Below are 26,173 nucleotides of genomic sequence, written 5' to 3'. Positions count from 1 at the left end.
GGGACCGGAGGCTTCGACAAGCTCAGCCACCTCCGCCGGGCGGCGGCTCAGCCTGCGGCCGTGGCATCCAGGGCATCGGCCGCGCCCACCAGCGCGAGGTGCGACAGCGCCTGCGGGGTGTTTCCCGCCTGCCGCCCGGTCGTGGGGTCGTACTCCTCCGACAGCAGGCCGAGGTCGTTCGCGACTGCCGTCAGGCGCTTCATCAACGCCACGGCCTCGTCGCGCCGCCCGCTGTGCGCGTACTGCCCCACCAACCAGAACGAGCAGGCGAGGAACGGATGCTCGTCACCGCTCAGCCCATCGACCCCGGTCGTGCGATAGCGCAGCAGCCAGCCGTCGGGCATGAGGGTCTCCTCCATCCGCGCGACCGTGGCGAGCATGCGCGGATCGTCGTACGCGCAGAAACCGACCTGGGGCAGGACGAGGAGCGAGGCGTCGACCTCGTCGGTGTCGAAATGCTGCGTGAACCAGCCGCCGTCGTGCACGCCCCGCGCGTCGATGTCGGCGCGCACCTTGTCGCGCAGGGTCCGCCAGGTGTCGACCTCGCCATCGTGACCGCCCTCTTCGACGGCCCGGATGCCACGGTCGAAAGCAGCCCACACCATCGCCCGGGAGTGCGTGAAGAAGTGCGGTTCGCCGCGCATCTCCCAGATACCGAGGTCGGGCTTGTCGACCTCTCCGGCGAGCTGGTTCAGCAACGCGCGCTGGAGCGACCAGGAGAAGGTCGTCTCTTCGACGCCCGCGTTCCGCGCCGCTTCGAGCGCGACCATGACCTCGCCGATGACGTCGGCCTGGTACTGCGTGACCGCGCCGTTGCCGATTCGCACGGGCGCGGCTCCCCCGTACCCGGGCAGGCTCGGGATCTCGCGCTCGGGGAGGTCGCGCTCCCCCGCGATGCCGTACATGATCTGCACGTCGGCCGGATCGCCCGCGATCGCGCGGAGCAGCCAGGTGCGCCAGTGCTGGGCGGCATCCAGGTATCCGTGATCGATGTAGGCGCTCAGCGTGAGCGCGGCGTCGCGCAGCCACACGTAGCGGTAGTCCCAGTTGCGAGAACCGCCGAAGGCTTCGGGCAGCGAGGTGGTCGCCGCGGCGACGATGCCGCCCGTCTCGGAGTGCGTGAGCGCCCGCAGCACCATGAGCGAGCGCGTGACGAGGGCCGCATGCGTCCCGGCCGACTGCACCCGGTCGGCCCACGCGGCCCACCACTCGCGCGTGCGTTCGAGCGCCGCCTCGACGTTGAACGGTGCCGGGGGCTCCTGCCACGACGCCCCCCACGACAGCACGGAATCGACGCTCTGCCCGGCCGCCGTCGTCCACCGGCCGCGGTGGGCGGTGTCCACGGCGATGAGCCGCGGTCCCCGGACGACGACCGCGTCGGGGCCGGCGACGGCGAGGATCGCGTGCTCGCCGCCCTGCCCGATCTGCTGCACCCACGGGACCGCGCGGGCGTAGTCGAAGCGCAATCGCACCTCGCTGACGAAATCGACCTCGCCCGACACCCCGACCACGCGACGGATCACCGCCTCGACGCCCTCATCGACGGGCATCGCGTCGTAGACGTCGGCGACGCCGGTCTCCGTCTCCCAGCGGGTGACGAGCACGAACGTGTCGCCGTCGTACCGCCGGGTGGCCCGCGCCGCGGGGTCGGCGGGCCGCAGCGACCACCGCCCGTGCGACCCGTCTCCGAGGAGCGCGCCGAGCATCGATCCGCTGTCGTAGCGCGGCAGGCAGAGCCAATCGATGCTCCCGTCGCGAGAGACCAGGGCGGCGGAGCGGCAGTTGCTGAGGACGGCGTAGTCCTCGATCGGAGTGGTCACCCTCGGATCATGGCAGCAAACACCGGCTCAAACCTATGTACCTCTTTAGCGGTCCGCCGCAAGGGCACGGCGACGTCGGAGGGGATCGCTACAGTGAGCGGCATGGCGGCGGACACCACCCTGATCATCCTGGGCGCCTCGGGCGACCTCACCTCGCGACTGCTCCTCCCGGCGCTCGGGCAACTGCTCGCGCGCGAGCCGGGGCGTTCGGTGCGCCTGCACGGCGCAGGCATGGACGACTGGACCGACGAGCACTGGCGCGAGGTCGTCCACCAGGCGTTCCAGACGATGGATGCCGACGCGGCCTTCGACCAGGTCTCGGCGACGACCTACTCACAAGCCGACATCACGAAGGCCGCCGATCTGCTGACCCTTCTCGACGCGGCCGAGGGCCGCCCGGCGCTCTACTTCGCCGTGCCCCCGGCCGTCACCGAGAAGTCGTGCATCGCTCTCGCCGACGTGAACATCCCCGAAGGCACGATCCTCGCGCTCGAGAAGCCCTTCGGCACCGACGAGGCGAGCGCGCACAAGCTCAACCAGCAGCTGGCGACGCTCGTGCCCGAGAGCCAGGTCTTCCGCATCGACCACTTCCTCGGCCGTTCCACCGTGCTCAACCTGCTCGGCGTGCGCTTCGCGAACCGCCTCATCGAGAGCGTGTGGTCGGCCGACGACATCGCCACCATCACGGTCGACTTCCCCGAGAAGCTCGGCCTCGAAGGCCGCGCGGGCTACTACGACTCCGCCGGGGCACTGGTCGACATGATCCAGAGCCACCTGCTGCAGGTCATGGCGTTCGTCACGATGGAGCCGCCCTCCTCGCTCGACCAGCTCGATCTGCGCGATGCGACCGCGGCCGTCCTGCGCGCCACGCACGTGCTCGATGACGATCCCGTGGCGAACTCCCGCCGCGCGCGCTACACCGCCGGCGACGTGGGCGACCGCCACTTCGTCTCGTACGTGGACGAGCCCGGCGTCGACCCCTCGCGCGACACCGAGACGCTCGCCGAGATGACCGTCGAAGTGCGCACCACGAGATGGCAGGGCGTGCCCATCACCCTGCGGTCGGGCAAGGCACTGGATGCCGGAGACCCGGCCGTCACCGTCACGTTCAAGCCCGTGCGGCACCTTCCCACCGGTTTCGTCGGCGAGAGCGAGCCGTCCAAGCTCGTCTTCTCGCTCGGCCCCGACACGATGAGTCTCGAACTCAACGTCAACGGCGCCGACGACCCGCTCGAGCTCGAGCGCGTGGCCCTCGCCGCAGATCTCGGCGAGGGCGCGCTCAAGGCCTACGGCGAAGTCCTGTCCGGCATCCTCGACGGCGACGCGATGCTCGCCGTCCGCGGCGATGCGGCCGAGCAGTGCTGGCGCATCGTGCAGCCCGTGATCGACGCGTGGCGCCAGAACAAGGTGCCGCTCGACGAGTACCCGGCGGGAAGCACGGGGCCGGCCTCCTGGCAGGGCTGACCGGCGCGTCCCCGCCGTTCGCGGCACCCGGGCTCGGGGCCCGAGTCGTGGGATGACTCGCGCCCGTCGGGCCGACTGCGCCGGGGCGCGGCATCCTGAGACCTCCCTTTGAGGCGACGACGCGCGGCGTCACACGGGAACATCTCACGCGCGAGTGGCGTTCACTGGTTCGGGTCAACGGCGTCCCGGCTCAGTCCTCGTTCTCAGGAGTACCCATGTCTCTCGTTCTCGACCGCACCGCCCCCACCGACGCCCCCATCCTCGACGTCCTCGCCGAGCGCTGGAGCACCCGCGTCTTCGATCCCGAGACGCCCATCGACGAAACCGCGCTGCGCTCCGCCCTGGAAGCGGCCCGGTGGGCTCCCTCGGGCATGAACCACCAGCCGTGGCGCTTCCTCCTCGCGCGCCGTGGCTCCGACGCGCACCAGCGCATCGTGTCGGCCCTGATGGGCTTCAACCAGGCCTGGGCCCCCGCCGCAGGCGCTCTGCTCGTGGTGCTCGCCGAGACCGAGACCGCCGAGGGCGAGGCGCGCCCCTGGGCGCTGTACGACGCCGGCCAGGCCGCCGCGCACTTCACCGTCCAGGCGCACGCCGAGGGCCTCGCGACCCACCAGATGGGCGGCTTCGAGGCGGACGCGCTCCGCGCCGCCTTCGACATCGAGCCCCGCTTCGTCCCCGTGACCGTGATCGCGGTGGGCACCCTCGGTGACGTCGACGCCGCCGAAGAGGGCCTGCGCCAGCGCGAGCTCGCCCCGCGCGAGCGCCGCACGGTCGCGGACTCGCTGCTCGTCGACGCCTGACCCCGACAGGCGTTCGCCCCCGCACCCGAACCTGGGTGCGGGGGCGAACGCGTGTCACCTCGACGGTTCGGCGGAAGCATCGCCGCGGGGCTGGGGCGCCCCGAGGCGCTCGCGCAGCATCAGCGGCAGGTGGGAGGCGATGCGCGCGGGCTCGCCGTCGAGAAGGTCCTGCGCCTGACCTCGGACATATCCCGGTACGTGGGCCTCGATGCTGTCGTGAGCGGGCAGTCTTCGAGTCGCCTCGACCATCGCGCTGAGCGTCTCGTCCACCGCCGCCGTTGCGACGGCATCCTTCAGTCCCCAGGACCTGCCCTCGGCCACGAGATCTTCTCGCGTCACCTCGGGCAGGTGCTGCACGCCGTCGACCCACATCGACAGACGCGTCGTGGCACCGTACGCGAGGGCGAGCGGGGCGACGTCGTAGATCGGCGCGAGCGACGTGGCCCCGCTGTCGTCGTGTAGGAGTGAGAAATTCTTGGCGTGGGCGTCGGTGTTGCCCATCGCGACATTGAAGGCGACGTATCGCAGGAGCCGACGCTTGTCAGCGTCTCGCTCGGCGAACAGGTTTCCGCCGCGATCGAGCAGGCCCGCAACCGCTCGCAGAGACACACGGGAGTCGTTCTCTTCGAACTTCTCGTTGCCGCCCCACGGGATGCCGAGCGCCTGCGCCGCATCCTCCTGGTGGAGGCGCTCGATCTGGGTGCCGACAAGGCGACGATCGTACCTCTCGATCACGAGCACCCACCTCGCGCCGATCTGCTCGACCCACGAGTCCATCGTGGTCAGTCCCGCGTGGCGGGCCACCGCGAGCGCGTAGGCCTCGGCCTCGACGGCGCTGCGCGCGTCCGGCCCCACGGGCTTGAGGATGTGGGTCGACGGCAGAACACCGTTGCCGCGGATCCACCCGCCATCCCCGCGGGTAAGGGTGAGCTTGCGCTGAAAACCGGGCAGAGCGGAACCGCCCCCTCCCAGAAGGAAGCCGTCGGCCCGGTCCAGGAGAGCCGAGACTTCGGCAGCCGACAGCCGTTCGGGCTCGCGGCGGGGGTCCGCCGCAGCACCGCTGATCCGCAAAGCGCCCGCGAGGTCTGCGCCGACCTCGGCCAACAACCCGATGAGATCTCCTCGGTCGACCTTCACGTCTCGCGCCAGGCGGGCGATGTGCTCCCCCTCAGGCAGAAGCGCGCCGAAGAACGACTCGCTGAGGTCTGCGGACTCTTCGCCGACGCGCAGACTCGCGCTGAGGACGCGCGACCGGAGACCCCATCGCTGCTCAGCCTCCGCGGACCACCGAAGCACGGCGCGGGAGCCTTCTCGCGTCAGGTGACCGATCATCGTGCCGTACAGCACGACCGGCACACGGTCGACAGTCACTCCGCAGAGCTCGAGCTCGAGGCTGAGGCGACCCGGCGCACGAGAGCGTCATCGAACTCCGCAACCAAATTGATCCCCAGCGTGGAGAGGACCTCGAAATAGTGATCATCGATGCGTTTCGCGCGACCGACCTCAAGCTCGTGCAGATAGCGCTGGCCGACGCCGAGGGCCGCGGCGAGCTTCCGCTGCGACCACCCCTGTGACTCACGGATGCGACGGACGACGTGACCGATGTCCGCGGGGGATTCGATGTGCGCGCGCATGAGGCCTCCTGGTTGATTCCCGATACGACTTCATTGTATCCGTGATGTCGTATGGGGAATCATCATTCGTTCGATTCCCGATACAACATCACCTCTCCAACGCGACGGAAGGCGACGGATGCCGAGAACGTCACGCGGACTCCCCTCTCCTCGCCTGCACCCCGCGGCTCCGCCCTTCCTCGGCAACATCGCGTTCACGAGAGCGGCTTACCATCACCTCCGTGACGACCTCTCCGCCCACCGAAGCCGGCTCGCCCGAATCGCAGCCCATCGCACTCGCGCGGGTGCGGCGCAGACGCCTGCGGTGGCGACGCGTGCGTCGACTCAGCGTGGCACTCGCCGTGGTGATCGTCGCGATCGTCGTGGCGGGTCTCCCTCTGTACGTCTTCCCGTCACAGGGCGATCCGACGGATGCGAACCTCGTCTACGTCATCGGGCCGCCGCAGCAGCAGCGAATCGATCTCGGAGAGACCCTTCGCGACGCCGACGGCAACCTGCCGATGCTGATCTCCGTGTCGGGTTCCGCGAAGGGGCATGGAGAACGCGCCTTCGACGCCTCTGAGATCGACGCGTGCGGCGAGCCCGGGGTCACCTGCAAACGCCCGGAGCCGTTCACGACCGCCGGTGAGGCCAAACTCCTCTCCGACTACGTCGCGAGTCATCCCAGCGACAAAACGGTCGTGATCACCTTCACTCCGCACGTCGCCCGCACGCGTTACATCTTTCAGAAGTGCTACGCGGGGGACGTCACGGTGATGGGTGTCGACACGAACATGTCGCTGTACGACTGGGCTTTCGAGTACGCGTACCAGACCGCGGCGTTCGTCAAAGCCTGGTTCACGCCCTGTCCCTGAACCGGTCGGCCGGCGCGCGAACCGTGACGAAGACGGTCGCGCGCCGGCTGGTTACTCGACGATCTCCGCCTCGATCACGTCGTCACCGGAGTCGTCGCCGGACTCCTCCGCCGCCGGGCCCGTGCTCACGAGCATGAGCGAGTCGCCGTCGCTGGCCACGTCGACGCGGACGACGTCGCCGTCGCGCACCGTGCCGGCGAGGATCGCCATCGCGAGGCGGTCCTGGATCTCGGACTGGATCAGGCGACGCAGCGGCCGCGCGCCGTACACCGGGTCGTAGCCGCGCTCGGCGAGCCACGAGCGGGCGTCGGGCGTGACCGCGAGGGTCAGCCGGCGCTCGCGCAGGCGCTTGTGCAGGGCGTCGACCGCGAGCTCGACGATCTGCGCGAGATCGTCCTGGCTGAGGGCCTGGAAGATCACGATGTCGTCGAGACGGTTGATGAACTCGGGCTTGAAGGCCTGGCGCACCAGCGCCTGCACCTGTTCGCGCTTGGCATCCATCGACAGCGTCGGATCGATGAGGATCGGCGAGCCGAGGTTGCTGGTGAGGATCAGGATGACGTTGGTGAAATCGACCGTGCGTCCCTGGCCATCGGTCAGGCGACCGTCGTCCATGACCTGCAGCAGCACGTCGAAGACCTCGGGGTGCGCCTTCTCGACCTCGTCGAGCAGCACGACGCTGTAGGGGCGCCGCCGCACGGCCTCGGTGAGCTGGCCTCCGGCCTCGTACCCGACGTACCCCGGAGGGGCACCGACCAGGCGGGAGACGGAGTGCTTCTCGCCGTACTCCGACATGTCGATGCGCACCATGGCGTGCTCGTCGTCGAAGAGGAAGTCGGCGAGCGACTTCGCGAGTTCGGTCTTGCCGACACCGGTCGGGCCGAGGAACAGGAACGAGCCGACCGGGCGGTTCGGGTCGCTGATACCGGCGCGCGAGCGCCGGACGGCGTCGGACACCGCTTTCACGGCATCCTTCTGTCCGATCAGCCGCTTGCCGAGTTCACGCTCGAGGTGCAGCAGCTTCTCGGTCTCGCCCTGCAGCAGGCGCCCGACGGGGATACCCGTCCAGGCGGCGATGACCGCCGCGATGTCCTCATCCGTGACCTGCTCGTTGACCATGCGGTCCCCCGCCGGCTCCTCGCGCTCGGCCTTCATCAGCTCGCGCTCGAGCGCGGGGATCTCGGCGTACAGCAGCCGCGACGCGCGCTCGAGGTTGCCCTCGCGCTGGGCGCGCTCGGCATCCACACGGGCGGCGTCGAGACGGGTCTTCAGCTCACCGACGCGGTTGAGCGAGGCGCGCTCGCGCTCCCACCGGGCCTGCAGCTCGTCGAGCTTGGCCTGCTCGGCGGCGAGGGTCTCGCGGAGGGTGGCGAGGCGCTCCTTCGAGGCGTCGTCCTTCTCCTTCTTGAGCGCGAGCTCCTCGAGCTTGAGGCGGTCGACGTGCCGGCGAAGCTCGTCGATCTCGAGCGGGGCCGAGTCGATCTCCATACGCAGGCGCGACGCGGCCTCATCGATCAGGTCGATGGCCTTGTCGGGCAGTTGGCGCGAGGGGATGTACCGGTTGGACAGGGATGCCGCGGCCACGAGCGCCGCATCGGCGATCGCGACCTTGTGGTGGGCTTCGTACCGTTCCTTGAGGCCACGAAGGATCGCCACGGTGTCCTCCACCGTGGGCTCGCCGACGTACACCTGCTGGAAGCGGCGCTCGAGAGCGGCATCCTTCTCGATGAACTCGCGGTACTCGTCGAGCGTGGTCGCGCCGATCAGGCGCAGCTCGCCGCGGGCGAGCATGGGCTTCAGCATATTGCTGGCCGCGACCGAGCCCTCGCCGCCGCCCGCGCCCATGAGCACGTGCAGCTCGTCGATGAACGTGATGATGCGTCCGTCGGACTCGGTGATCTCTTTGAGGACGCTCTTGAGGCGCTCCTCGAACTGTCCGCGATACATCGCGCCGGCGACGAGCGCCGAGATGTCGAGCGAGACGAGCTCTTTGTTCTTGAGGCTCTCGGCGACGTCGCCCGCGACGATGCGCTGGGCGAGCCCCTCGACGACGGCGGTCTTGCCGACGCCGGGTTCGCCGATGAGCACGGGGTTGTTCTTGGTGCGCCGGGTGAGCACCTGGCTGACGCGGCGGATCTCGCCGTCGCGCCCGATCACGGGGTCGAGCTTGCCCTGGCGGGCCCGGTCGGTGAGGTTGATGCCGAACTGCTCGAGGGCGCTCCGCGCGTCCTCCTGCCCCGGCTGTTGTGTGGCGTTCATGTGTTCTCCTGGAAGTTTCGTCGCTGCACTCAAACTTGAGTGGCGTTGACTCAAGTTTACCAGCGCGTCCGCCGGAGGGCAATGGATGCCACCTCCCCCGCCTCGATCCCGTCCTGCGCCGACGCCCGGCGCGCCGAGATCGCACGTTCGGCGCGAGAGCACCCGTTGAGTCACCGCAGCCGCGTGCGATCTCGGCATGATCGTGTGATGTGGGTGCCGCCGCACCCCTCGACGCCTACCGAGGCGGCCCGGAGCGGGCACTCAGGCCGGAGCGGGCGCTCAGCCCGGAGCGGGCGCTCAGGCCGGAGCGGGCGCTCAGGCCGGAGCGGGCACTCAGGCCGGAGCGGGCGCTCAGCCCGGAGCGGGCGCTCAGCCCGAAGCGGGCACTCAGGCCGGAGCGGGCGCTTAGCCCGGAGCGGGCGCTCAGGCCGGAACGGCCTCGCGGGGCGCCGCGGACACCTCGTCGGCGCACGAGAACCGCGCGCGGTACGCGGTGGGGGTCAGCCCCAACGTGCGGGCGAAGTTCTGGCGCAGCACGGCGGCCGAGCCGAAGCCGCACTCCGCCGCGATGCGGTCGAGGCCGAGGTCGGTCTCCTCGAGCAGGCGCTGCGCGTGCAGGAGGCGCTGGCGCGCGAGCCAGGCCGCCGGCGTGGCGCCCAGGTCGGCCTTGAAACGCCGGGCGAAAGTGCGCGGGGACATGTGTGCGCGGGCGGCGAGCTGGTCGACCGAGAGTTCGGCATCCAGGTTCTGCAGCATCCACTCGGTCACCGGCGCGAGCGACATCGACGGCGCGGCCGGCAGCGGCGACGCGATGAACTGCGCCTGACCACCGTCGCGCTGCGGGGCGACCACCATGCGTCGGGCGATGCGGTTGGTGAGTTCGGCGCCGAGCTCCTGACGCAGCAGGTGCAGGCACGCGTCGAGTCCGGCGGCGGTCCCCGCGCTCGTGATGATGCGACCGGACTGCACGTAGAGCACGTCGGGGTCGACCTCGATCGAGGGGTACATGCGCGCCATCACGTCGGCGTAGCGCCAGTGCGTGGTGGCCCGCTGCCCGTCGAGGACGCCGGACGCGGCGATCACGAAGGAGCCGCTGCAGACGCTCAGCAGCCACGCGCCGCGGGCGTGAGCCGCGCGAACCACCTCGATCACGCGCGCATCGACGGCACCCCACTGCTCGCGCGGGATCGGTGCGAGGATGACGATGTCGGCATCGGCTGCCGCGTCGAGACCGAGCTCGACGTTGACGGAGAAGCCGATGTTCGAGGGCACGACGCCGGGATCGGGCGCCACGATACGGAAGTCGAAGTTCGGGATGCCCTCATCGGTGCGGTCGAGGCCGAACGCCTCGCACGCGAGACCGAACTCGAAGGGCGCGAAACCCGGCTGGATGACGACGGCGACAGAACGCATGTGCACCTCGGATGTGGCAGAAATCGAACGGATGCCGTCCATCATGCCACTCGCGGCACGATTTCGCGATGCGTAGCTTTTCTGCCATGGCTTACCTGATCGCTCTCGCTGTTCTCGCCCTCGTCGGCGTGGTCGCCACGGCGTGGCTCATCCACACCGACGGCTACGGCTCCGTGCCCACCGATCCCGCCCGGGCCGCGCGTCACCGGGAGACCTCCCCCACGCGGAGAACTGCGCCGCGGTCGGCCCGGGCTCACCGTCCGGCGGAGACCGCCCGCTGGTACACCGCGATCATCGCCGCGGTGCGCGACGACTGGCGGAAGCGCTCCGCGAGCGACGGATCGACGGCGACCGGGCTCCCCGACGCGATGTCGTCGGCGGCGCGACGGAGCGTGTCCGCGAGCGCCGAGGTCGTGGCATCCGGAACCGCCCACACTCCCGCGCCCAGCTCGGACGCGATGTCGGGGTCGCTCACCACGGCGGGCGTTCCGAGCGACGCCGCCTCGAAGACCGTCATGCCCTGCGTCTCGAAGCCGATCGAGGTCTGCACCACGGCGTCGGAAGCGGCGAGCCGCGCGAGCGTCTCGGCGTAGCTGAGGCGTCCCGAGAAGACGACGGATGCCACCGACCTCCGCTCCGCGACGAGCTTCTGCGCCGCGCGGAGTTGCGCTCCCCCGCCGATGACCTCGACCTCGGCGTCGATGCCCGACGCGGCGACCGCCTCGAGGAAGGGAAGGAGCCGCTTCTCGGGACTCATGCGGCCGAGCCAGACGAAGCGCGGCTTCCCGGGGCGGCGGGCCTCGACCCCGGCCGCGAGGGCGGCGTCGAGGATGTCGTCGTCGATGCCGTTCCAGATGACGTCGACGCCCGCCGTCTCGGGGGCGACGGAGTGGTCCTCGAGACGGCGCGCGAAGTGGCCGGAGGGCGCGGTGATCGCCCGCGAGAGTCGCGCGAAGCGGCGGAGGTAGGCCCAGCCGTCGGCCGGACCGGTGCCGCGGGCGGCGGCGGGTTCGGCGGGCGTGGCGGTTCCAGCGGGCGCGACGGGTGCGTCAGGCGCGGCAGGCGCGGGTCCGACCGGTCCGGCCGACGCGGAGCTCGCAGAGTCGCGCGAATCTCGCAGATTTCCGCCCACAGACTGCGAGGACGCCGCGGTTCTCCGCGTTTCGGCACCGCGCAGCGCGCGTCGAGCCCAGGCGTTCAGCACGCGGAGGACGAGCGTCGGGAAAGGCGCGGTCGCCTCGATCCCGACGTCGACGCGATTGTGCATCGTGTGCACGACGGGGAGGCCGTGACGTGCGGCGTAGCGGTGGCCGATGAACGCGCCCCAGAAATCCGCCTGGACGTGCACGACGTCGACGGGGAGGCGCGCGCCGAGTTCGGCATCCACGAATCGATCCGTGCGCGCGCCGGGCCAGGTCAGGGCGTACTCGCGATCGGGCGTGATCGCGATCGACGGCAGGTTGACGTACGCCCCGTCATCGGGTGCCGGGCGGTGCATCCGTGGAGCGACGACGGTGACGACGTGACCCGCGCGCTCGAGGAAGCGCTTCTGCAGCCGCATCGACACCTGCGCCCCGCCGAGGGACTCGAGGTGCTGATCCGCGAACATCACCACGTGCACGTGGTCACTCCGGGATCGGTTGTCCGCGGTACAGCGCCTCGAAGGTGTCGAGCGTGCGTCCGATGTCGTGCACGATGACGCCGTCGAGCGAGGCCTGCTGCATACGCCGGCGCTCCTCGGGATCGGCGGTCAGCACGTCGGTCAAGCGCGCCGCGAGCTCCTCGGCGTTGCCGGGTTCGAACAGGTACCCGTTCTCGCCGTCGTGCACGAGGTGCGGGAGGGCGACGGCGTCGGCCGCGACGACGGGGAGACCGGATGCCATGGCCTCCATCGTCGCGATCGACTGCAGCTCGGCGATCGAGGCGATCGCGAACACGCTCGCCCGCGTGTAGAGCGCGCGCAGCTCCTCCTCGGAGGTGTGACCGTGGAACGTCACGCGGGACGAGAGGCCGAGCTGCTCCGCGAGCTGCTCGAGGGTGCGGCGCTGGTCGCCTCCGCCCACGATGTCGAACGAGACGTCGAGGGCCGGGTCGAGCATCGCGAGTGCGCGGAGCACGACGTCGATGCCCTTCTCGGTGGTCAAGCGGCCGACGAAGAGGATGCGGTTCGCATCGCGGGGCTCGAGGTCGGGCGTGTAGTTCGACCGGTCGATGCCGCATGAGATCGGGATGACGCCGCGGATGCCGATGGTGGACTCGAGGAAGTCGGCTGCGCGGCGCGTCGGGGTCGTGACCGCGCGGGTCATCGCGAACGTCCGCGCCGCGTCGGCCCACGCGAGCTTGACGAAGATCCGATCGAGGAAATCGGGGAGCGTCGTGAAGTCGAGGATGTTCTCGGCCATGACGTGGTTGGTGGCGACGACGGGGATGCCGCGCTTGCGCGCCTCGCGGGTGAGACCGCGGCCGATCACGATGTGCGACTGGATGTGGACCACGTCGGGCTTCACCTGGTCGAGCACCTTACGGGCGTAGTGCTTCGCCCGCCACGGGAGCACGAACGTCAGCCAGTCGTGCGGGAGGAAACGGTACGCCGGGAGCCGGTGCATCGTCATGGCCTCACCCTCGATCACCTCGGTGAAGGTGCCGGAGTGGCTGTGCCCGACGCTCGGAGCTGCGACGTGGACGTTATGCCCGCGAGCGACGAGTCCCGCGGCGAGGCGCTCGGCGAACCGGGCGGCCCCGTTGACGTGGGGGAGGAAGGTGTCGGCTCCGATGAGGACGGTGAGCGGTCGCTCGGTGGGCACCGAGTCGGAGGGCGTCGAATCGGAGGGCGTCGCAGGAGTGGTCACGAGGGGTGAGGCCTATCTGAGCGGCGGAAGGGGCGCGCGGGGCGGGTTCGCGGGGCGCGTCCACTGTACCGGAGGGGGTTTTGCGCTCCCCGAACGCCCCGCCCGAACGCCTCAGCCCGTCGCCTCTGCACCCTTCCCTTCTTCGGCGACCGGTTCCCATCGGCGGGCGTAGCGGGCCATGGGCTGCAAAGAGCGGAGAAGCTCGATGCCGCGCTCGGTGAGGCGATAGGAGATCGTCACGGGCGTGGTCGGCCGGACGTCACGCGCCACGAGTTCGGCGGCTTCGAGCTCACGGAGTCGAACGCTCAGCATGCGACCCGAGAGCCCCTGCACACGGTGTTCGATCTCGCTGAAGCGCTCGGCCCCCATACCGAGGGCGAGCAGGATGCCGCTGGACCACCGCCGACCGACGACCTCCATCACACCGGAGATGCGGCGGCATTCCTCGTCGTCGATGTGCAGGGGTGGCGAAGTAGTCACTTACTCAAGGTAAGCGGGTTACGTGGTGTTTGTCGAGGATCACGCCTCGCCGGAGGCTGAAGACATGCCCGACTACCTGCATCCCTTGCGCTTCGGCACCTTCGTCACTCCGATCGCGTCCGCCCCGCAGCGCCCGGTCGATCTCGCGCTCCTCAGCGAAGAGGTGGGGCTGGACCTCGTCACGTTCCAGGACCACCCGTATCAACCGGCGTTCCAGGACACCTGGACGCTGATGTCGTGGGTCGCGGCGAAGACCTCTCGCATCCACGTGTCCGGCAACGTCCTGAACCTCCCGCTGCGCCAGCCCGCCGTCCTCGCGCGGGCGATGGCGAGCCTGGACCGGCTCAGCGATGGGCGTGCGGAGCTGGGGCTCGGTACGGGCGGATACTTCGAGGCGATGGCGACGATGGGGGCGCCGTTGCTGACCCCGGCCGAGGCCGTGAGCGGGCTGGACGAGGCTCTCGACATCATTCGGGGCATCTGGGACGCCAGCGACCCGTCGCCGCTGCGGCTAGACGGCGTGCATCACCGGGTGTCCGACGCCGCCCGTGGACCGGCCCCGGCTCACGACATTCCGATCTGGGTCGGGGCCTACAAGCCCCGGATGCAGCGCATCATCGGCCGGAAGGGCGACGGCTGGCTGCCGAGCCTGCCGTGGATGAAGCCCGGCGACATCGAGCGCGGGAACCAGATCATCGACGACTCCGCCCGCAGAGTCGGCCGAGACCCGCGGGCGGTGACCCGCCTGATGAACGTGACCGCGGAGTACGACGCCGTCGACCTGGCCGAGCTGGCGGTCGGGCACGGGATCAGCGTCTTCATCCTGGGTTCCGACGACCCGCGCGAGATCCGGAGGTTCGCAGCGGAGACGGCGCCGCGCATCCGCGACCGTGTCACCGAAGCCCGCCGGGCCACGCGCCCGGCCCCGGTGGCGCGCGCGTTCCGTGCCGATGCGATCCCCGACGCGCTCGCCTCGCGCACCCTGCTGCCCGGCGATCCGGGCTACATCCGGTACACGGCCGGGTACTTCCGTGGCGCCCGGCCCGGGCTGGTGATCCGCCCGCAGTCGCCGGCGGAGGTTCAGGATGCCGTGCGCTTCGCGGCCCGCCACCGGGACGTCCCACTCGGCCTGTTCAGCGGCGGGCACGGCATGTCGGGTCGGTCGCTGAACAACGGCGGCATCGTGATCGCCCTCGACGCGCTGAACGGGATCGATATCGGCGAGGGGAACCGGGTCCGGGTCGGCCCGGGTGCCCGCTGGGGCGAGGTCGCCGCAGCGCTCTCGCCGCACGGCCTGGCGATCACGGCCGGCGACTACGGCGGCGTCGGTGTGGGCGGTCTGGCCACCACGGCGGGGATCGGGTGGTTCGCACGCAAGCGAGGTCTCGCGATCGACCACCTGCGCGCGGTGGACATCGTCACGGCGGACGGCGAACTCGTCCACGCGAGCGCATCGGAGAACCCGGACCTGTTCTGGGCCGTGCGGGGCGCGGGCGCGAACTTCGGCGTCGTGGTCTCGTTCGCGTTCGACGCGCACCCCGTCTCTCCGCAGGTCGGCTTCGCGATGCTCGCGTTCGCCCCCGACGACCTCACCACCTTCCTCGAAGGATGGGGAAAGGCGATCGAAGACGCCGACCGCTCGGTGACGGGGACCCTCATGATCGGCCCCGTCGCCCCGGGAACATCGCCCGTCGTGCAAGCGCTGATCGTCGTGGACGAGCACGATCCCGACACGGTCGCCGTTCGACTCCAGCCCTTCGCCCGGCTCGCGCCCATCGCGAACCAGTCCGTCCACATGGTCCCCTACGCGGCGCTCCTCGAGCTTCCCGCCGGGGGCGAGCTCCAGCACGGACACGGAGAGCCCCGCGGACACTCGGGTCTGATCCGCCACCTCGACCACGAGGTGGCGGGGAAGATCACCGAGTTGATGGCATCCCGGTCCTCGTTCATCCTGAGCATCCGCTCCGCCGGCGGTGCCGTCGGCGACGTCGCCGCGGATGCCGCGGCCTACGGATGGCGGGACGCGAACTTCCTCCTCGCCATGGTCGGTGGCGGGTCAGGGGAGGTCGAACAGCGGTGGGCGGACCTCGTCCCCGCGCTTGAAGGCATGTACCTCAGCTTCGAGACCGACATCGGCCCCGAGGTGATCGCCCGCGCGTTCCCACCCGCGCACCTCGCCCGGCTCCGTCACCTGAAGGCGGTCTGGGACCCGAGCGGGCTGTTCCGCGACAACTTCTTCATCGCGCCGGATCCGGCGGCGGGGTAGGGCGGAGCGCCGCGGGTGAGGCGGCGGCGGGTGAGGCGGCGGCGGGCCAGCACGCTCAGAACGAGGCGGCGGCAAGACGACGCACGGCGGGACGGCGCTGCGGCCGGGACGGCGGCATGGCCAAAGCGGGTTTGGGGCGCGAGACACGCGTTGGGGCGTACGCCATACGCCCCAAGCTGCGAAATGCGCCCCAAACCTCAGGTGAGAGCCGCGCGAGGAAGCGCACGCCGCACGCCGCACACCGCACACCGCACACCTCCGGCACCGAAGCACGCGCCGCGGGGCTCCGAGGCTGCGAGACCGCGAGACCGCGAGACCGCGAGGCTGCGAGGCTGCGAGGCTGCGAGGCTGCGAGGCTGCGGCGCCATCGTCCGCGCGGCATGCCGGGACTCGCCTTAGGACTCCGACTCGTGCACGGGCTGGGCGGCTCCGTCGCCCTCGGACGCGGCATTCTGGAACTGCGACTGGTACAGACGCCAGTAGGCGCCGTGCTGCGTGATGAGCTCGTCGTGGGTTCCCTGCTCGACGATGTCGCCGTGCTCCATCACGAGGATGAGGTCGGCGTCGCGGATCGTCGAGAGACGGTGCGCGATCACGAAGGAGGTGCGCCCCTCGCGGAGCGCCGCCATCGCTTGCTGCAGCAGCAGCTCGGTACGGGTGTCGACCGAGGAGGTGGCCTCGTCGAGGATCAGTACCGAGGGCCGCGCGACGAAGGCGCGCGCGATCGTGATCAGCTGCTTCTCGCCGGCGGAGACGTTGGCCGCGTCCTCGTCGAGGACGGTGTCGTAGCCCTCGGGGAGCGAGTGCACGAACTGGTCGACGCGCGTCGCGACGGCGGCCTCGACGATCTCGTCATCGGTCGCGCTCTCGCGGCCGTACCGGATGTTGTCGCGGATCGTGCCGGCGAAGAGCCACGGGTCTTGCAGCACCATGCCGGTCCGTGAGCGGACGTCGTCGCGGCGGAGGTCGGCGATGTCCTGCCCGTCGAGCAGGATGCGCCCGCCGTCGAGCTCGTAGAACCGCATGATGAGGTTGACCAGCGTGGTCTTGCCCGCACCGGTGGGCCCGACGATCGCGACCGTCTGCCCGGGCTCGACGCGGAACGACAGATCGCTGATGAGCGGGCGCTCCGGCGTGTAGGCGAAGGCGACGTTCGCGAACTCGATGACGCCGCGCCCGTCGACCGGGTCGGGCGCGTCCGCCGCGTCGGGGTCCTGCTCGTCGGCGTCGAGCAGCGCGAACACGCGCTCGGCCGAGGCGGTGCCCGACTGGACGACGGCGGCCATGCCGCCCAGCTGCGACAGCGGCTGCGTGAACTGCTGCGAGTACTGGATGAAGGCCTGGACGTCGCCGAGGCGGATCTGGCCAGCGGCCACCATCAGCCCGCCGAGCACGGCGATGCCGACGTAGGTGAGGTTTCCGACGAACATCATGCCCGGCATGATCATGCCGGAGAGGAACTGGGCTTTGAAGCTCGCCTGGTACAGCTCCTCGTTCTCGACCTCAAACTTCTCGCGCGCGTCTTTCTCGCGGCCGTACACCTTGACGAGCGCGTGGCCGGAGAAGGACTCCTCGACGCGGGCGTTCAGGCGCCCGACCTTCTTCCACTGCGTGCCGAACGCCTTCTGCGACTTCGGGCCGATCACACCGAAGATGATCGCCATGAGCGGCAGCGAGACGAGGGCGACGAGCGCGAGCTGCCACGAGATGGTGAACATCATGATGAGCACGCCCACCACCGTCAGCACCGACGTGAGTGCGCTCGAGAGCGACTGCTGCATCGTCTGCGTGATGTTGTCGATGTCGTTGGTCACGCGCGAGATGAGTTCTCCGCGTTGGACCTTGTCGAAGTACGACAGCGGCAGGCGGTTGATCTTGGCCTCGACGTCTTCGCGCAGGCGCCACATCGTGCGGACCATGATCACGTTGATGACGTACCCCTGGATCCACGACAGCAGCGACGAACCGACGTAGATCGCGAGCACCGCGACGATGACCAGGCGCAGAGCGTCGAAGTCGACGCCCGCGCCGACCTGGAACGAGTTCATCGCGCCGATGATGTTGGCGAAGTCGTTCTGACCCGCCGCGCGGAGCGCCGCGACGACATCGGCCTGCGAGGTGTCGGCGGGGAACTGGTTCGCCAGCCCCTTCGAGACGACCCCCTCGAAGATGATGTTCGTGGCGTCTCCGAGGACGCGCGGGGCGAGGACCGCGAGGACGACGCCGAGGGCGCCGAGCAGCGACACGAACGCGAACGCGACGGCGTGCGGACGCAGGAGTCCGATCAGTCGACGGAAGCTGGGCCCGAAGTTCGCGGCCTTTCCGGGCGCGACGCTGTCCCAGTCGCCGGAGTTCAAGCGCGCCTGTTCAGCGAGTTCGAGTTCGGCCCGGTCTTCTTCGGTGAGGGCATCGGGGGTGCTCATGCTTCCACCCCCAGCTGCGACTCGACGATCTCGCGGTACGTGTCGCTCGTCTGGAGCAGCTCGTCGTGCGTGCCGAGACCGACCATGCGACCGTCTTCCAGCACGACGATCCGGTCGGCCCCGGTGATGGTCGACACGCGCTGGGCGACCACGATCTTGGTCACCTCCGGCAACTCATCCCACAGGGCCTGTCTCAACCTCGCGTCGGTGCTGAGATCGAGCGCGGAGAAGGAGTCGTCGAAGACGAGCACGGCGGGGCGGTGGACGATCGCGCGGGCGATGGCCAGGCGCTGACGTTGCCCGCCGGAGACGTTGGTGCCCCCCTGCGCGATGCGCCCCTCGAGCCCGCCCTCCATCGCCTCGACGAAGTCGCGGCCCTGCGCGATCTCGAGCGCGCGCCAGAGTTCGTCGTCGCTGGCGTCTTCGCGCCCGAAGCGCAGGTTGGAGGCGACCGTGCCACTGAAGAGGAACGGGCGCTGAGGAACGAGACCGATGCTCTTCCACAGTCCGTCGAGATCCGCCTCGCGCACATCGACACCGCCGACGCGGACGGCACCGCCCGTCACGTCGAACAGGCGCGGGATGAGCGACACGAGCGTGGTCTTGCCGGCACCTGTCGATCCGACGATCGCGACGGTCTCGCCCGGCCGGGCCGCGAAGCTCACGCCCGACACGACCGGCGACTCGGCACCGGGGTAGGCGAAAGCGACGTCGTCGAGCTCGACCGCGCCCGGCTCGGGGAACGCGGTGACCGGGTGGGCGGGCCGTTCGAGGGTGGAGTGGCTGTCGAGAACCTCCCCGATGCGCTCGGCCGAGACCGCGGCGCGCGGGATCATCACCGTCATGAAGCTCGCCATCAGCACGCCCATGAGGATCTGGGCCACGTACTGCATGAACGCGAACAGCGTGCCGATCTCGACCGCGCCGCTGTCGACCTGGATGCCGCCGAACCAGATGACCCCGACCACGGTGACGTTCAGCACGAGCATCGCCAGGGGGAACAGCAGGACGAAGAGGGATCCGACCTTCCGACCGACGACCATGATGTCGGTGTTGGCCTCGCGGAAGCGCTCTTCTTCGATGCGCTCGCGGACGAACGCGCGCACGACGCGGACGCCCGTCAGCTGCTCGCGCATGATGCGGTTCACGGCGTCGAGCTTGGTCTGGTAGCTGCGGAACAGCGGCACCATGCGGGCGATGATCAGGCCCGCGGCGATCAGGAGAGCGGGCACCGCGACGGCGATCAGCCAGCTCAGCCCCACATCTTGCTGGAGGGCCATGAAGATGCCGCCGATGGCGAGCAGCGGGGCGCTGACGAGCATGGTCGCGCCCATCATCGCGAGCATCTGCACCTGCTGCACGTCATTGGTGTTGCGGGTGATGAGGGAACCCGCGCCGAACTGCGACAGCTCGCGCTCGCTGAACCCGCTGACCTTCTCGAACACGTCGAGTCGGATGTCGCGCCCGGCCGCCATCGCGGCGCGGGCGGCGAAGTAGGTCGCGATGACCGACGCCGTGATCTGTCCGAGAGAGATCACGAGCATGATCATGCCGCGCGACCAGATGAAGTTCGTGTCGCCGCGGGCGACGCCCTGATCGATGATGTCGGCGTTCAATCGCGGCAGATACAGGGATGCCATCGCCGCCGCGAACTGGAAGATCAGGAGCGCGAGCAGCAGCCAGCGGTACGGCTTGAGGTAGCGGATGAGGAGCTTGGCGAGCACGGAGCCCTCCGGTAATCAACGGATCACGGTCGCCATGACCGCAGCTACAGCCTGGCACGGACCTCCGACATCCGCGCGAATCCGGGGTGGAAGCCGGTAGCGCTCACCGCGAACACCCGCGGACACGCGCCCTCAGCGCGCGACGAGCGGTGCCGCCACGCGGCGACCGTCCTTCCATACGCCCGCGGTCAGCGGCATCCCGGGCCGGTACGCCAGATGGGTCGCCGAGGGGGCGTCGAGCAGGTGCAGGTCGGCGCGGTGGCCGACCGCGATCGATCCGACGGAACCGTCGCCCGAGGCGCGACCGAGCGCGATCGCCCCTCCGCGCGTAGCCGCTCGCACCGCTTCGGCGACGCTGAGCCCCATCTGCAGCACCGCCGTCGCGACGCAGAACGGCATCGAGGTCGTGTACGACGTCCCCGGGTTGCCGTTCGACGCGATCGCGACCTCCACCCCGGCGTCGAGCAGCCGCCGCGCGGGAGCGAGAGGAGCCCGCGTCGACAGATCGCACGCGGGCAGGACCGTCGCGACGGTCGATCCTCCCGCGAGCGCGTCGAGGTCGGCATCCGAGACGAAGTTGCAGTGGTCGACGCTCGCCGCGCCCAGTTCGACGGCCAGCAGGATCCCCTCGCCGTGTCCGAGCTGGTTGCCGTGCACCCGCAGCCCGAGTCCCGCGGCGCGCGCGGCGAGCAGGACCTCCCGCGACTGCTCGGGCGTGAACGCCCCGCGTTCGCAGAACACGTCGGCCCACGACACGTACGGGCGGACCGCGGCGAGCATCGGCCCGCACACCTCGCGCACGTAGTCGTCGGCGTCCCGGCCCGCGGGGACGAGGTGCGCGCCGAGGAAGGTCGCGTCGTCGGCGGCCGCCGCGGCGATGCGCGCGCTGCGCACCTCGCTCGCGATGTCGAGACCGTAGCCGGTCTTGGTCTCGATCCAGGTCGTCCCCTGTGCGCGCGCCTCGCGGATGCGGGCCGCCAGGAGGGCGGTGAGACGGTCGTCGGACGCCTCGCGGGTGGCATCCCGCGTCACCGCGATCCCTCCCGCGGCGTAGCTCTGCCCCGCCATCCGGGCCTCGAACTCGGCCGCGCGATCGCCGTCGAAGACGAGGTGGGTGTGCGAGTCGACCCAGCCGGGCAGCAGGGCGCGGCCGTCGGCATCCACGCGCTCGTCGGCGGCGGGGGCTGCGGATGCGGAGCCGATCCAGACGATCCGGTCACCGTCGATGACCACGGCGGCGTCACGGAGCACCCGATCCTCGTCGTCGACGGTCATCAGTTCGCCGATGCGGGTGATGAGAGTGCTCACGATGCCATCGCCTTTCGCAGCAGATCGCCGACCGGCCCGAGGTCGGTGTGCGCGCCGCCGGCCGCGCGCTCGCGTCCCCCGATGATCACACGCGTCACATCGGTCGCGGTGGCGCTCAGCACGAGCTGGTCGGGATCGCTCCCCGCGGTCCGGGGGCTGGTCTCGTCGATGACGAGGAGATCGCAGGGCTCCCCCACGGCGATCCGTCCGATCGACCGCCCGACGGCCGAGGCGCCGCCGTGGGTCAGGGCGGCGACGAGCTCGGCGGGCGAGAATCGTCCGCGCCGCCCCGACGCGAGCCGCTCCCCGTGTTCGAGCGCGCGCGCCTCGAGCAGCGGGTCGACCACCGCATGCTGGTCGGTGCCGAGCGCGATGCGCACTCCCGCGTCGGCGAGGCGCCGGGCGGGGCCGACGCCGTCACCCAGATCGGCCTCGGTGGTCGGGCACATCACGATCGCCGCGCGGGCGTCGCCGAGGGCGGCGATGTCGTCGTCGGTGAGGTGGGTGGCGTGCACGGCCGACAGCCGCGGCGACAGCAGGCCGCTGCGGGCGAGGAGCCCGGTGGGGGTGAGACCCGTGGCCTCGCGGCAGGCCGCGTTCTCGGCCGGCTGCTCCGACAGGTGCACGTGCAGGGCGATCGCAGGGTCGAGCTCGGCGCCGATCCGCTCGAGGGCGTCGACCGGCACCGCGCGCACCGAGTGCACGGCCGCGCCGACCACGACCTCGGGGTGCTCGTCGGCCAAGACCTCGCGCAGCGCCGACGAACGCGCGAGCCAGGTCGTGGCATCCGTGTCTCCGAAACGCCGTTGGGAGGGTTCGAGAGGCTTCCCGAAGCCGCTGGAGAGGTAGCACGTGTCGAGCAGGGTGAGACGGATGCCGCTGGCCCGGGCCGCGCGCGCGAGCGCGCGCTCCATCGCATGCGGAGGGTCGTAGGGCGAGGCGTCGGGCGCGTGGTGCACGTAGTGGAACTCGGCGACCGACGTCCAGCCCGCGGCGACCATCTCGGCGTACACCGCCGTGGCGATGCGCTCGTACGACGCGGGATCGAGCCGCCCGGCCTCGCGGTACATCAGCTCGCGCCAGGTCCAGAAGCTGCCGCCGTCGCCGTGCGTGCGGCCCCGGAGCAGCCGGTGGAAGGCGTGGGAGTGCGCGTTGACCGCCCCCGGCAGCACGAGTCCGTCGAGGCGGTGGTCGTCGGCATCCGGAGTCGCTTCGGTCTCCACGGAGGTGATCAGCCCACCGGATGCCACGATGCGGACGCCGCTCGCCACGGCGTCGCCGATCCACGCCCGCGGCGCCCAGAAGCGGGTCACGACAGCAGGTCCTGCAGGACATCGGCGAGCGCCGCGGCGGACGCGTCGGCGTCGGCGTCGGCGACGTGCTCCTCGGGTGAGTGCGAGATGCCCGAGGGATTGCGGACGAACAGCATGCCGGTGGGGACGGCGCTCGCGAGGATGCCGGCGTCATGGCCCGCCCCGGTGCGCAGGTACGGGGCGTCGGCGAGCGCCGCACCGAGGCGTCCCGCGAGCGCGGGGTCGAAGCCGACCGTGGGGCTCCACGATTCCTCGACGAGCACCGCCTCGCACCCCCGCGCGGCGGCGAGCTCGACGCACGAGCGCTCGATGTCGGAGACGAGGCGGCGGGTGACGGCGTCGTCGGGATGCCGCGCGTCGATCCAGAAGTCGACCGACGACGCGATGACGTTGGTGCCGCCGGGCACGGGCTCGAAGCGGCCGACGGTAGCACGCGCGTCCTCGACCGCGTCGGCCAGGTCGGCGATGCGACCGACCATGCCGGCGGCGGCGACCACCGGATCGCGGCGGTCGGCCATGAGGGTCGTCCCGGCGTGGTTGCCCTCGCCGCGCACCGACACCTTGAAGCGGCCGTGGCCGAGGATCGACTCGGCGACGGCGAAGGGACGGTCGAGGTCGATGAGCCCGCGCCCCTGCTCGACATGGAGCTCGACGAAGACGCCGATGCGGGCGAGCGTTTCGGCGTCGGGTCCGATCCGGGCCGGGTCGATGCCGCCCGCGGCGAAGACGTCGGCGAGCGTGTCGCCGTCGCGGTCGGTGAGGCGGCGCGCGGCATCCGGAGACAACGCCCCGGTCAGCAGCCGCGAACCGAGGCACGCGACACCGAAGCGCGAGCCCTCCTCCTCGGGGAACACCGCGATCGCGAAGGGCTTTGCGGGAGCGATCCCCCGCGAGCGCAGGACGTCGACCGCGGCGAGCGCAGCCGCGACGCCCAGCGGCCCGTCGAACGCCCCGCCACCGGGCACCGAGTCGAGGTGGCTTCCGGTGACGACGGCGCCGGGTCCCGGCATCCCCCACCAGGCCCACAGGATGCCGTTGCGGTCGACCTCGACGTCGAGCCCGCGCGCCTCGGCCTCGGCGACGAACCACGCGCGCAGGTCGCGTTCGGCGGTCGAGAAGACCGGGCGGGCGTAGCCGCCGCTGCGCGGCTCGCGGCCGATGCCCGAGATGGCGTCGAGGAGGGTGGTGACGGGCGTCATGAGTCGAGCATCGGCACGCGCACCCCGCGCTCGCGGGCGACCTCGATCGCGCGGTCGTATCCGGCATCCACGTGACGGATGACGCCCATACCGGGGTCGTTCGTGAGGAGGCGCTGGAGCTTCTCGGCCGCGAGCGGCGTGCCGTCGGCGACCGAGACCTGGCCCGCGTGGATCGAGCGGCCGATGCCCACCCCGCCGCCGTGGTGGAGCGACACCCAGGTGGCGCCGGAGGCGGTGTTGAGGAGCGCGTTGAGGATGGGCCAATCGGCGATGGCATCCGATCCATCCGCCATGGCCTCCGTTTCGCGGTAGGGCGAGGCCACCGAGCCGGAGTCGAGGTGGTCGCGGCCGATCACGATCGGGGCCGAGATCCTGCCCTCGGCGACGAGTTCGTTGAAGCGGACCGCCGCCTTGGCGCGGTCGCCGTAGCCGAGCCAGCAGATGCGGGCGGGAAGGCCCTCGAACTCCACGTGCTCCTGCGCGGCGGTGATCCAGCGCTTGAGCCCCTCGTTCTCGGGGAAGAGCTCGAGGATCGCGTGGTCGGTCACGGCGATGTCGGCGGGGTCGCCCGACAGCGCCACCCAGCGGAACGGGCCGAGGCCCTCGCAGAACAGCGGGCGGATGTACGCCGGCACGAAGCCGGGGAACGCGAAGGCGTCGGCGTATCCGCCCTGCCGAGCCTCGTCGCGGATCGAGTTGCCGTAGTCGAACACCTCGGCGCCGCGCTTCTGGAACTCCACCATCGCCTCGACGTGGCGGGCCATGGACTCGCGCGCACGGGCGGTGAAGCCCTCGGGGTCGCGGGCCGACTCGGTGCGCCAGTCCTCGAAGGCGATGCCCGCGGGAAGGTAGGCGAGCGGGTCGTGGGCGGAGGTCTGGTCGGTGACGATGTCGACCGGCACGTCGCGGCGGAGCAGCTCGGGCAGCACCTCGGAGCTGTTGCCGACGAGACCGACCGAGAGGGCACGGCCCTCGGCCTTCGCGGCCAGCACGCGCTCGAGCGCGTCGTCGAGGTCGGTGGCGACCTCATCGAGGTAGCGCTTGCCCTGGCGGCGCCGGAGCCGCGTCTCATCGACGTCGACGATGAGCACGACGCCGCCGTTGAGCGTGACCGACAGGGGCTGGGCGCCGCCCATGCCGCCGCAGCCGCCGGTGACGGTGAGGGTCCCGGCGAGGGTGCCGCCGAAGCGCTTGCGCGCCACCGCCCCGAACGTCTCGTACGTGCCCTGCAGGATGCCCTGCGTGCCGATGTAGATCCACGAGCCGGCCGTCATCTGGCCGTACATCATGAGGCCCTCCGCCTCGAGGCGGCGGAACTCGGGCCAGGTGGCCCAGTCACCCACGAGGTTCGAGTTGGCCAGAAGCACGCGCGGTGCCCACACGTTCGTGCGGAACACCCCCACGGGCTTGCCGGACTGCACGAGCAGCGTCTCGTCGTCGTCGAGGTCGGCGAGCGTCGCGACGATCGCGTCGTAGCTCGCCCAGTTGCGGGCGGCCTTGCCCGTACCGCCGTAGACGATGAGGTCTTCGGGCCGTTCGGCGACCTCGGGGTCGAGGTTGTTCATGAGCATCCGCAGCGGGGCCTCGGTCTGCCAGCTCTTGGCGGTGAGCGTCGTCCCTCGTGGGGCGCGGATCTCTCGCGTTCCGGTCATGTCGTTCTGTCTCCTTCGACGTCGGACACCGCCCCGATCGAACGGCTCTCGGCGAGGAGCACGCGTCCGATCTCGGCGGTTCGGGTTTCGGTGGTGCGGTAGCTGGGGACGACGACGGAGAGGGATGCCACGGCCCGCCCGCCCACGAGGATCGGCGCCGCGATCGCGGTCACGTCGGCCTCGACGCCCTGGGTGACGACGACGTAGCCGTCGGGGCCGGTGCGCCCGGTCAACACCGCACCGGCCGCCGATCCGTTCAGGGGGATCGTTCGCCCCACCCAGCTCGCGTGGCGGATGGAGTGGGTGCCCTCGACGATGGCGATGTAGACGGCCGTCTCGCCCGCACCGCGGACGGCCAGGTAGCTCGACTCCCCCGTGCGGTCGACGATCCGAGAGAGAGCGGGCTCCGCGAGCGAGACGAGCGAATCGTTCGAGAGAGCGCGCGCGCCGAGCTGCACCAGCCGCACGCCCGCGACGTAGCGGCCGTCGTCCCCGCGGCGCACGAACTCCTGGGCCTCGAGCGTGCGCAACAGCCGCAGAGCGGTGCTCGCCGAGAGGTCGGCCGCGCGCGCGGCGTCCGCCAGCGTCAACGGACCCCGGTCGCACACGGTCGCGAGGAGCGACAGAGCCCGGTCGACGGTGCGCGTGGAAGCCTCGGTCATGTCGTTCAGTGAAACGCATATCCCACTGGATGACAAGAGGGGCGGCCTTTAGG

19 protein-coding genes are annotated in these 26,173 nt (G+C 70.8%); 4 read left to right on the top strand and 15 right to left on the bottom strand.

The annotated features are described in order from the left end of the window. Positions 1-47: 47 nt before the first annotated feature. Positions 48-1,820, bottom strand: a complete 1,773-nt coding sequence (locus tag MTES_RS08725) for a glycoside hydrolase family 15 protein (RefSeq protein WP_013584878.1) — start codon at positions 1,818-1,820, stop codon at positions 48-50. Between the two features lie 102 nt (positions 1,821-1,922). On the opposite strand from MTES_RS08725, the gene MTES_RS08720 reads away from it, so the two are divergent. After that, entirely contained in the window at positions 1,923-3,284 is a 1,362-nt protein-coding gene (locus tag MTES_RS08720) for a glucose-6-phosphate dehydrogenase (RefSeq protein ID WP_043361244.1), read from the top strand. 215 nt (positions 3,285-3,499) lie between these two features. Then, positions 3,500-4,084, top strand: a complete 585-nt coding sequence (locus MTES_RS08715) for a nitroreductase family protein (RefSeq protein WP_013584876.1) — start codon at positions 3,500-3,502, stop codon at positions 4,082-4,084. Between the two features lie 54 nt (positions 4,085-4,138). Here the strand turns inward: MTES_RS08715 and MTES_RS08710 are convergent, their stop codons facing one another. After that, positions 4,139-5,455 (bottom strand): type II toxin-antitoxin system HipA family toxin, encoded by a 1,317-nt coding sequence (locus tag MTES_RS08710; RefSeq protein ID WP_013584875.1) that lies wholly within the window; start codon positions 5,453-5,455, stop codon positions 4,139-4,141. Continuing rightward, the gene (locus tag MTES_RS08705; protein WP_013584874.1) at positions 5,452-5,718 is read right to left on the bottom strand and encodes a helix-turn-helix domain-containing protein; all 267 of its coding nucleotides are present in this window, start codon (positions 5,716-5,718) and stop codon (positions 5,452-5,454) included. The genes MTES_RS08710 and MTES_RS08705 overlap by 4 nt, the downstream gene beginning before the upstream one ends. A gap of 221 nt (positions 5,719-5,939) precedes the next feature. On the opposite strand from MTES_RS08705, the gene MTES_RS08700 reads away from it, so the two are divergent. Further along, entirely contained in the window at positions 5,940-6,572 is a 633-nt protein-coding gene (locus MTES_RS08700; protein ID WP_013584873.1) for a hypothetical protein, read from the top strand. Between the two features lie 51 nt (positions 6,573-6,623). Here the strand turns inward: MTES_RS08700 and MTES_RS08695 are convergent, their stop codons facing one another. The 5 genes from MTES_RS08695 to MTES_RS08675 all read right to left on the bottom strand — a co-directional run bounded on the left by MTES_RS08695 (position 6,624) and on the right by MTES_RS08675 (position 13,573). Further along, positions 6,624-8,831, bottom strand: a complete 2,208-nt coding sequence (locus MTES_RS08695; protein ID WP_013584872.1) for an ATP-dependent Clp protease ATP-binding subunit — start codon at positions 8,829-8,831, stop codon at positions 6,624-6,626. 423 nt (positions 8,832-9,254) lie between these two features. Beyond that, positions 9,255-10,244: a GlxA family transcriptional regulator gene (locus MTES_RS08690; protein WP_013584871.1), complete on the bottom strand. Its 990-nt coding sequence runs from the start codon at positions 10,242-10,244 to the stop codon at positions 9,255-9,257. 253 nt (positions 10,245-10,497) lie between these two features. Beyond that, on the bottom strand, positions 10,498-11,865 hold the full coding sequence (locus MTES_RS08685) for a glycosyltransferase (RefSeq protein WP_013584870.1): 1,368 nt from the start codon (positions 11,863-11,865) through the stop codon (positions 10,498-10,500). 4 nt (positions 11,866-11,869) lie between these two features. Beyond that, positions 11,870-13,093 carry a glycosyltransferase gene (locus tag MTES_RS08680; protein WP_013584869.1) on the bottom strand — a complete coding sequence of 408 codons (1,224 nt, stop codon included), beginning with the start codon at positions 13,091-13,093 and terminating at the stop codon, positions 11,870-11,872. Between the two features lie 111 nt (positions 13,094-13,204). Next, complete coding sequence (locus MTES_RS08675) at positions 13,205-13,573, bottom strand: winged helix-turn-helix transcriptional regulator (protein WP_013584868.1); 369 nt, start codon at positions 13,571-13,573, stop codon at positions 13,205-13,207. Positions 13,574-13,637: 64 nt separating this feature from the next. On the opposite strand from MTES_RS08675, the gene MTES_RS08670 reads away from it, so the two are divergent. Further along, positions 13,638-15,839 carry an LLM class flavin-dependent oxidoreductase gene (locus tag MTES_RS08670; protein ID WP_013584867.1) on the top strand — a complete coding sequence of 734 codons (2,202 nt, stop codon included), beginning with the start codon at positions 13,638-13,640 and terminating at the stop codon, positions 15,837-15,839. 395 nt (positions 15,840-16,234) lie between these two features. Here the strand turns inward: MTES_RS08670 and MTES_RS08665 are convergent, their stop codons facing one another. The 7 genes from MTES_RS08665 to MTES_RS08635 form a co-directional block, all read right to left on the bottom strand. Next, positions 16,235-18,262 (bottom strand): ABC transporter ATP-binding protein, encoded by a 2,028-nt coding sequence (locus MTES_RS08665; RefSeq protein WP_013584866.1) that lies wholly within the window; start codon positions 18,260-18,262, stop codon positions 16,235-16,237. Further along, entirely contained in the window at positions 18,259-19,986 is a 1,728-nt protein-coding gene (locus MTES_RS08660) for an ABC transporter ATP-binding protein (protein WP_013584865.1), read from the bottom strand. The genes MTES_RS08665 and MTES_RS08660 overlap by 4 nt, the downstream gene beginning before the upstream one ends. A gap of 132 nt (positions 19,987-20,118) precedes the next feature. Beyond that, positions 20,119-21,294 (bottom strand): imidazolonepropionase, encoded by a 1,176-nt coding sequence (gene hutI, locus MTES_RS08655; protein ID WP_013584864.1) that lies wholly within the window; start codon positions 21,292-21,294, stop codon positions 20,119-20,121. Next, positions 21,291-22,607, bottom strand: coding sequence for a formimidoylglutamate deiminase (locus MTES_RS08650; RefSeq protein ID WP_013584863.1), 1,317 nt, complete (start codon positions 22,605-22,607; stop codon positions 21,291-21,293). The genes hutI and MTES_RS08650 overlap by 4 nt, the downstream gene beginning before the upstream one ends. Next, the gene (locus MTES_RS08645; RefSeq protein ID WP_013584862.1) at positions 22,604-23,806 is read right to left on the bottom strand and encodes an allantoate amidohydrolase; all 1,203 of its coding nucleotides are present in this window, start codon (positions 23,804-23,806) and stop codon (positions 22,604-22,606) included. Before MTES_RS08645 ends, MTES_RS08650 begins: the two co-directional genes overlap by 4 nt. Next, entirely contained in the window at positions 23,803-25,458 is a 1,656-nt protein-coding gene (gene hutU, locus MTES_RS08640; RefSeq protein ID WP_013584861.1) for a urocanate hydratase, read from the bottom strand. The genes MTES_RS08645 and hutU overlap by 4 nt, the downstream gene beginning before the upstream one ends. Continuing rightward, positions 25,455-26,120: an IclR family transcriptional regulator gene (locus MTES_RS08635; protein ID WP_013584860.1), complete on the bottom strand. Its 666-nt coding sequence runs from the start codon at positions 26,118-26,120 to the stop codon at positions 25,455-25,457. The genes hutU and MTES_RS08635 overlap by 4 nt, the downstream gene beginning before the upstream one ends. Positions 26,121-26,173 lie beyond the last annotated feature (53 nt).

The organism is Microbacterium testaceum StLB037 (genome assembly GCF_000202635.1).
Classification (GTDB): domain Bacteria; phylum Actinomycetota; class Actinomycetes; order Actinomycetales; family Microbacteriaceae; genus Microbacterium; species Microbacterium testaceum_F.
Note: the sequence above shows the minus strand (reverse complement) of the source record. Positions and strands in the feature narration are given on the sequence as shown.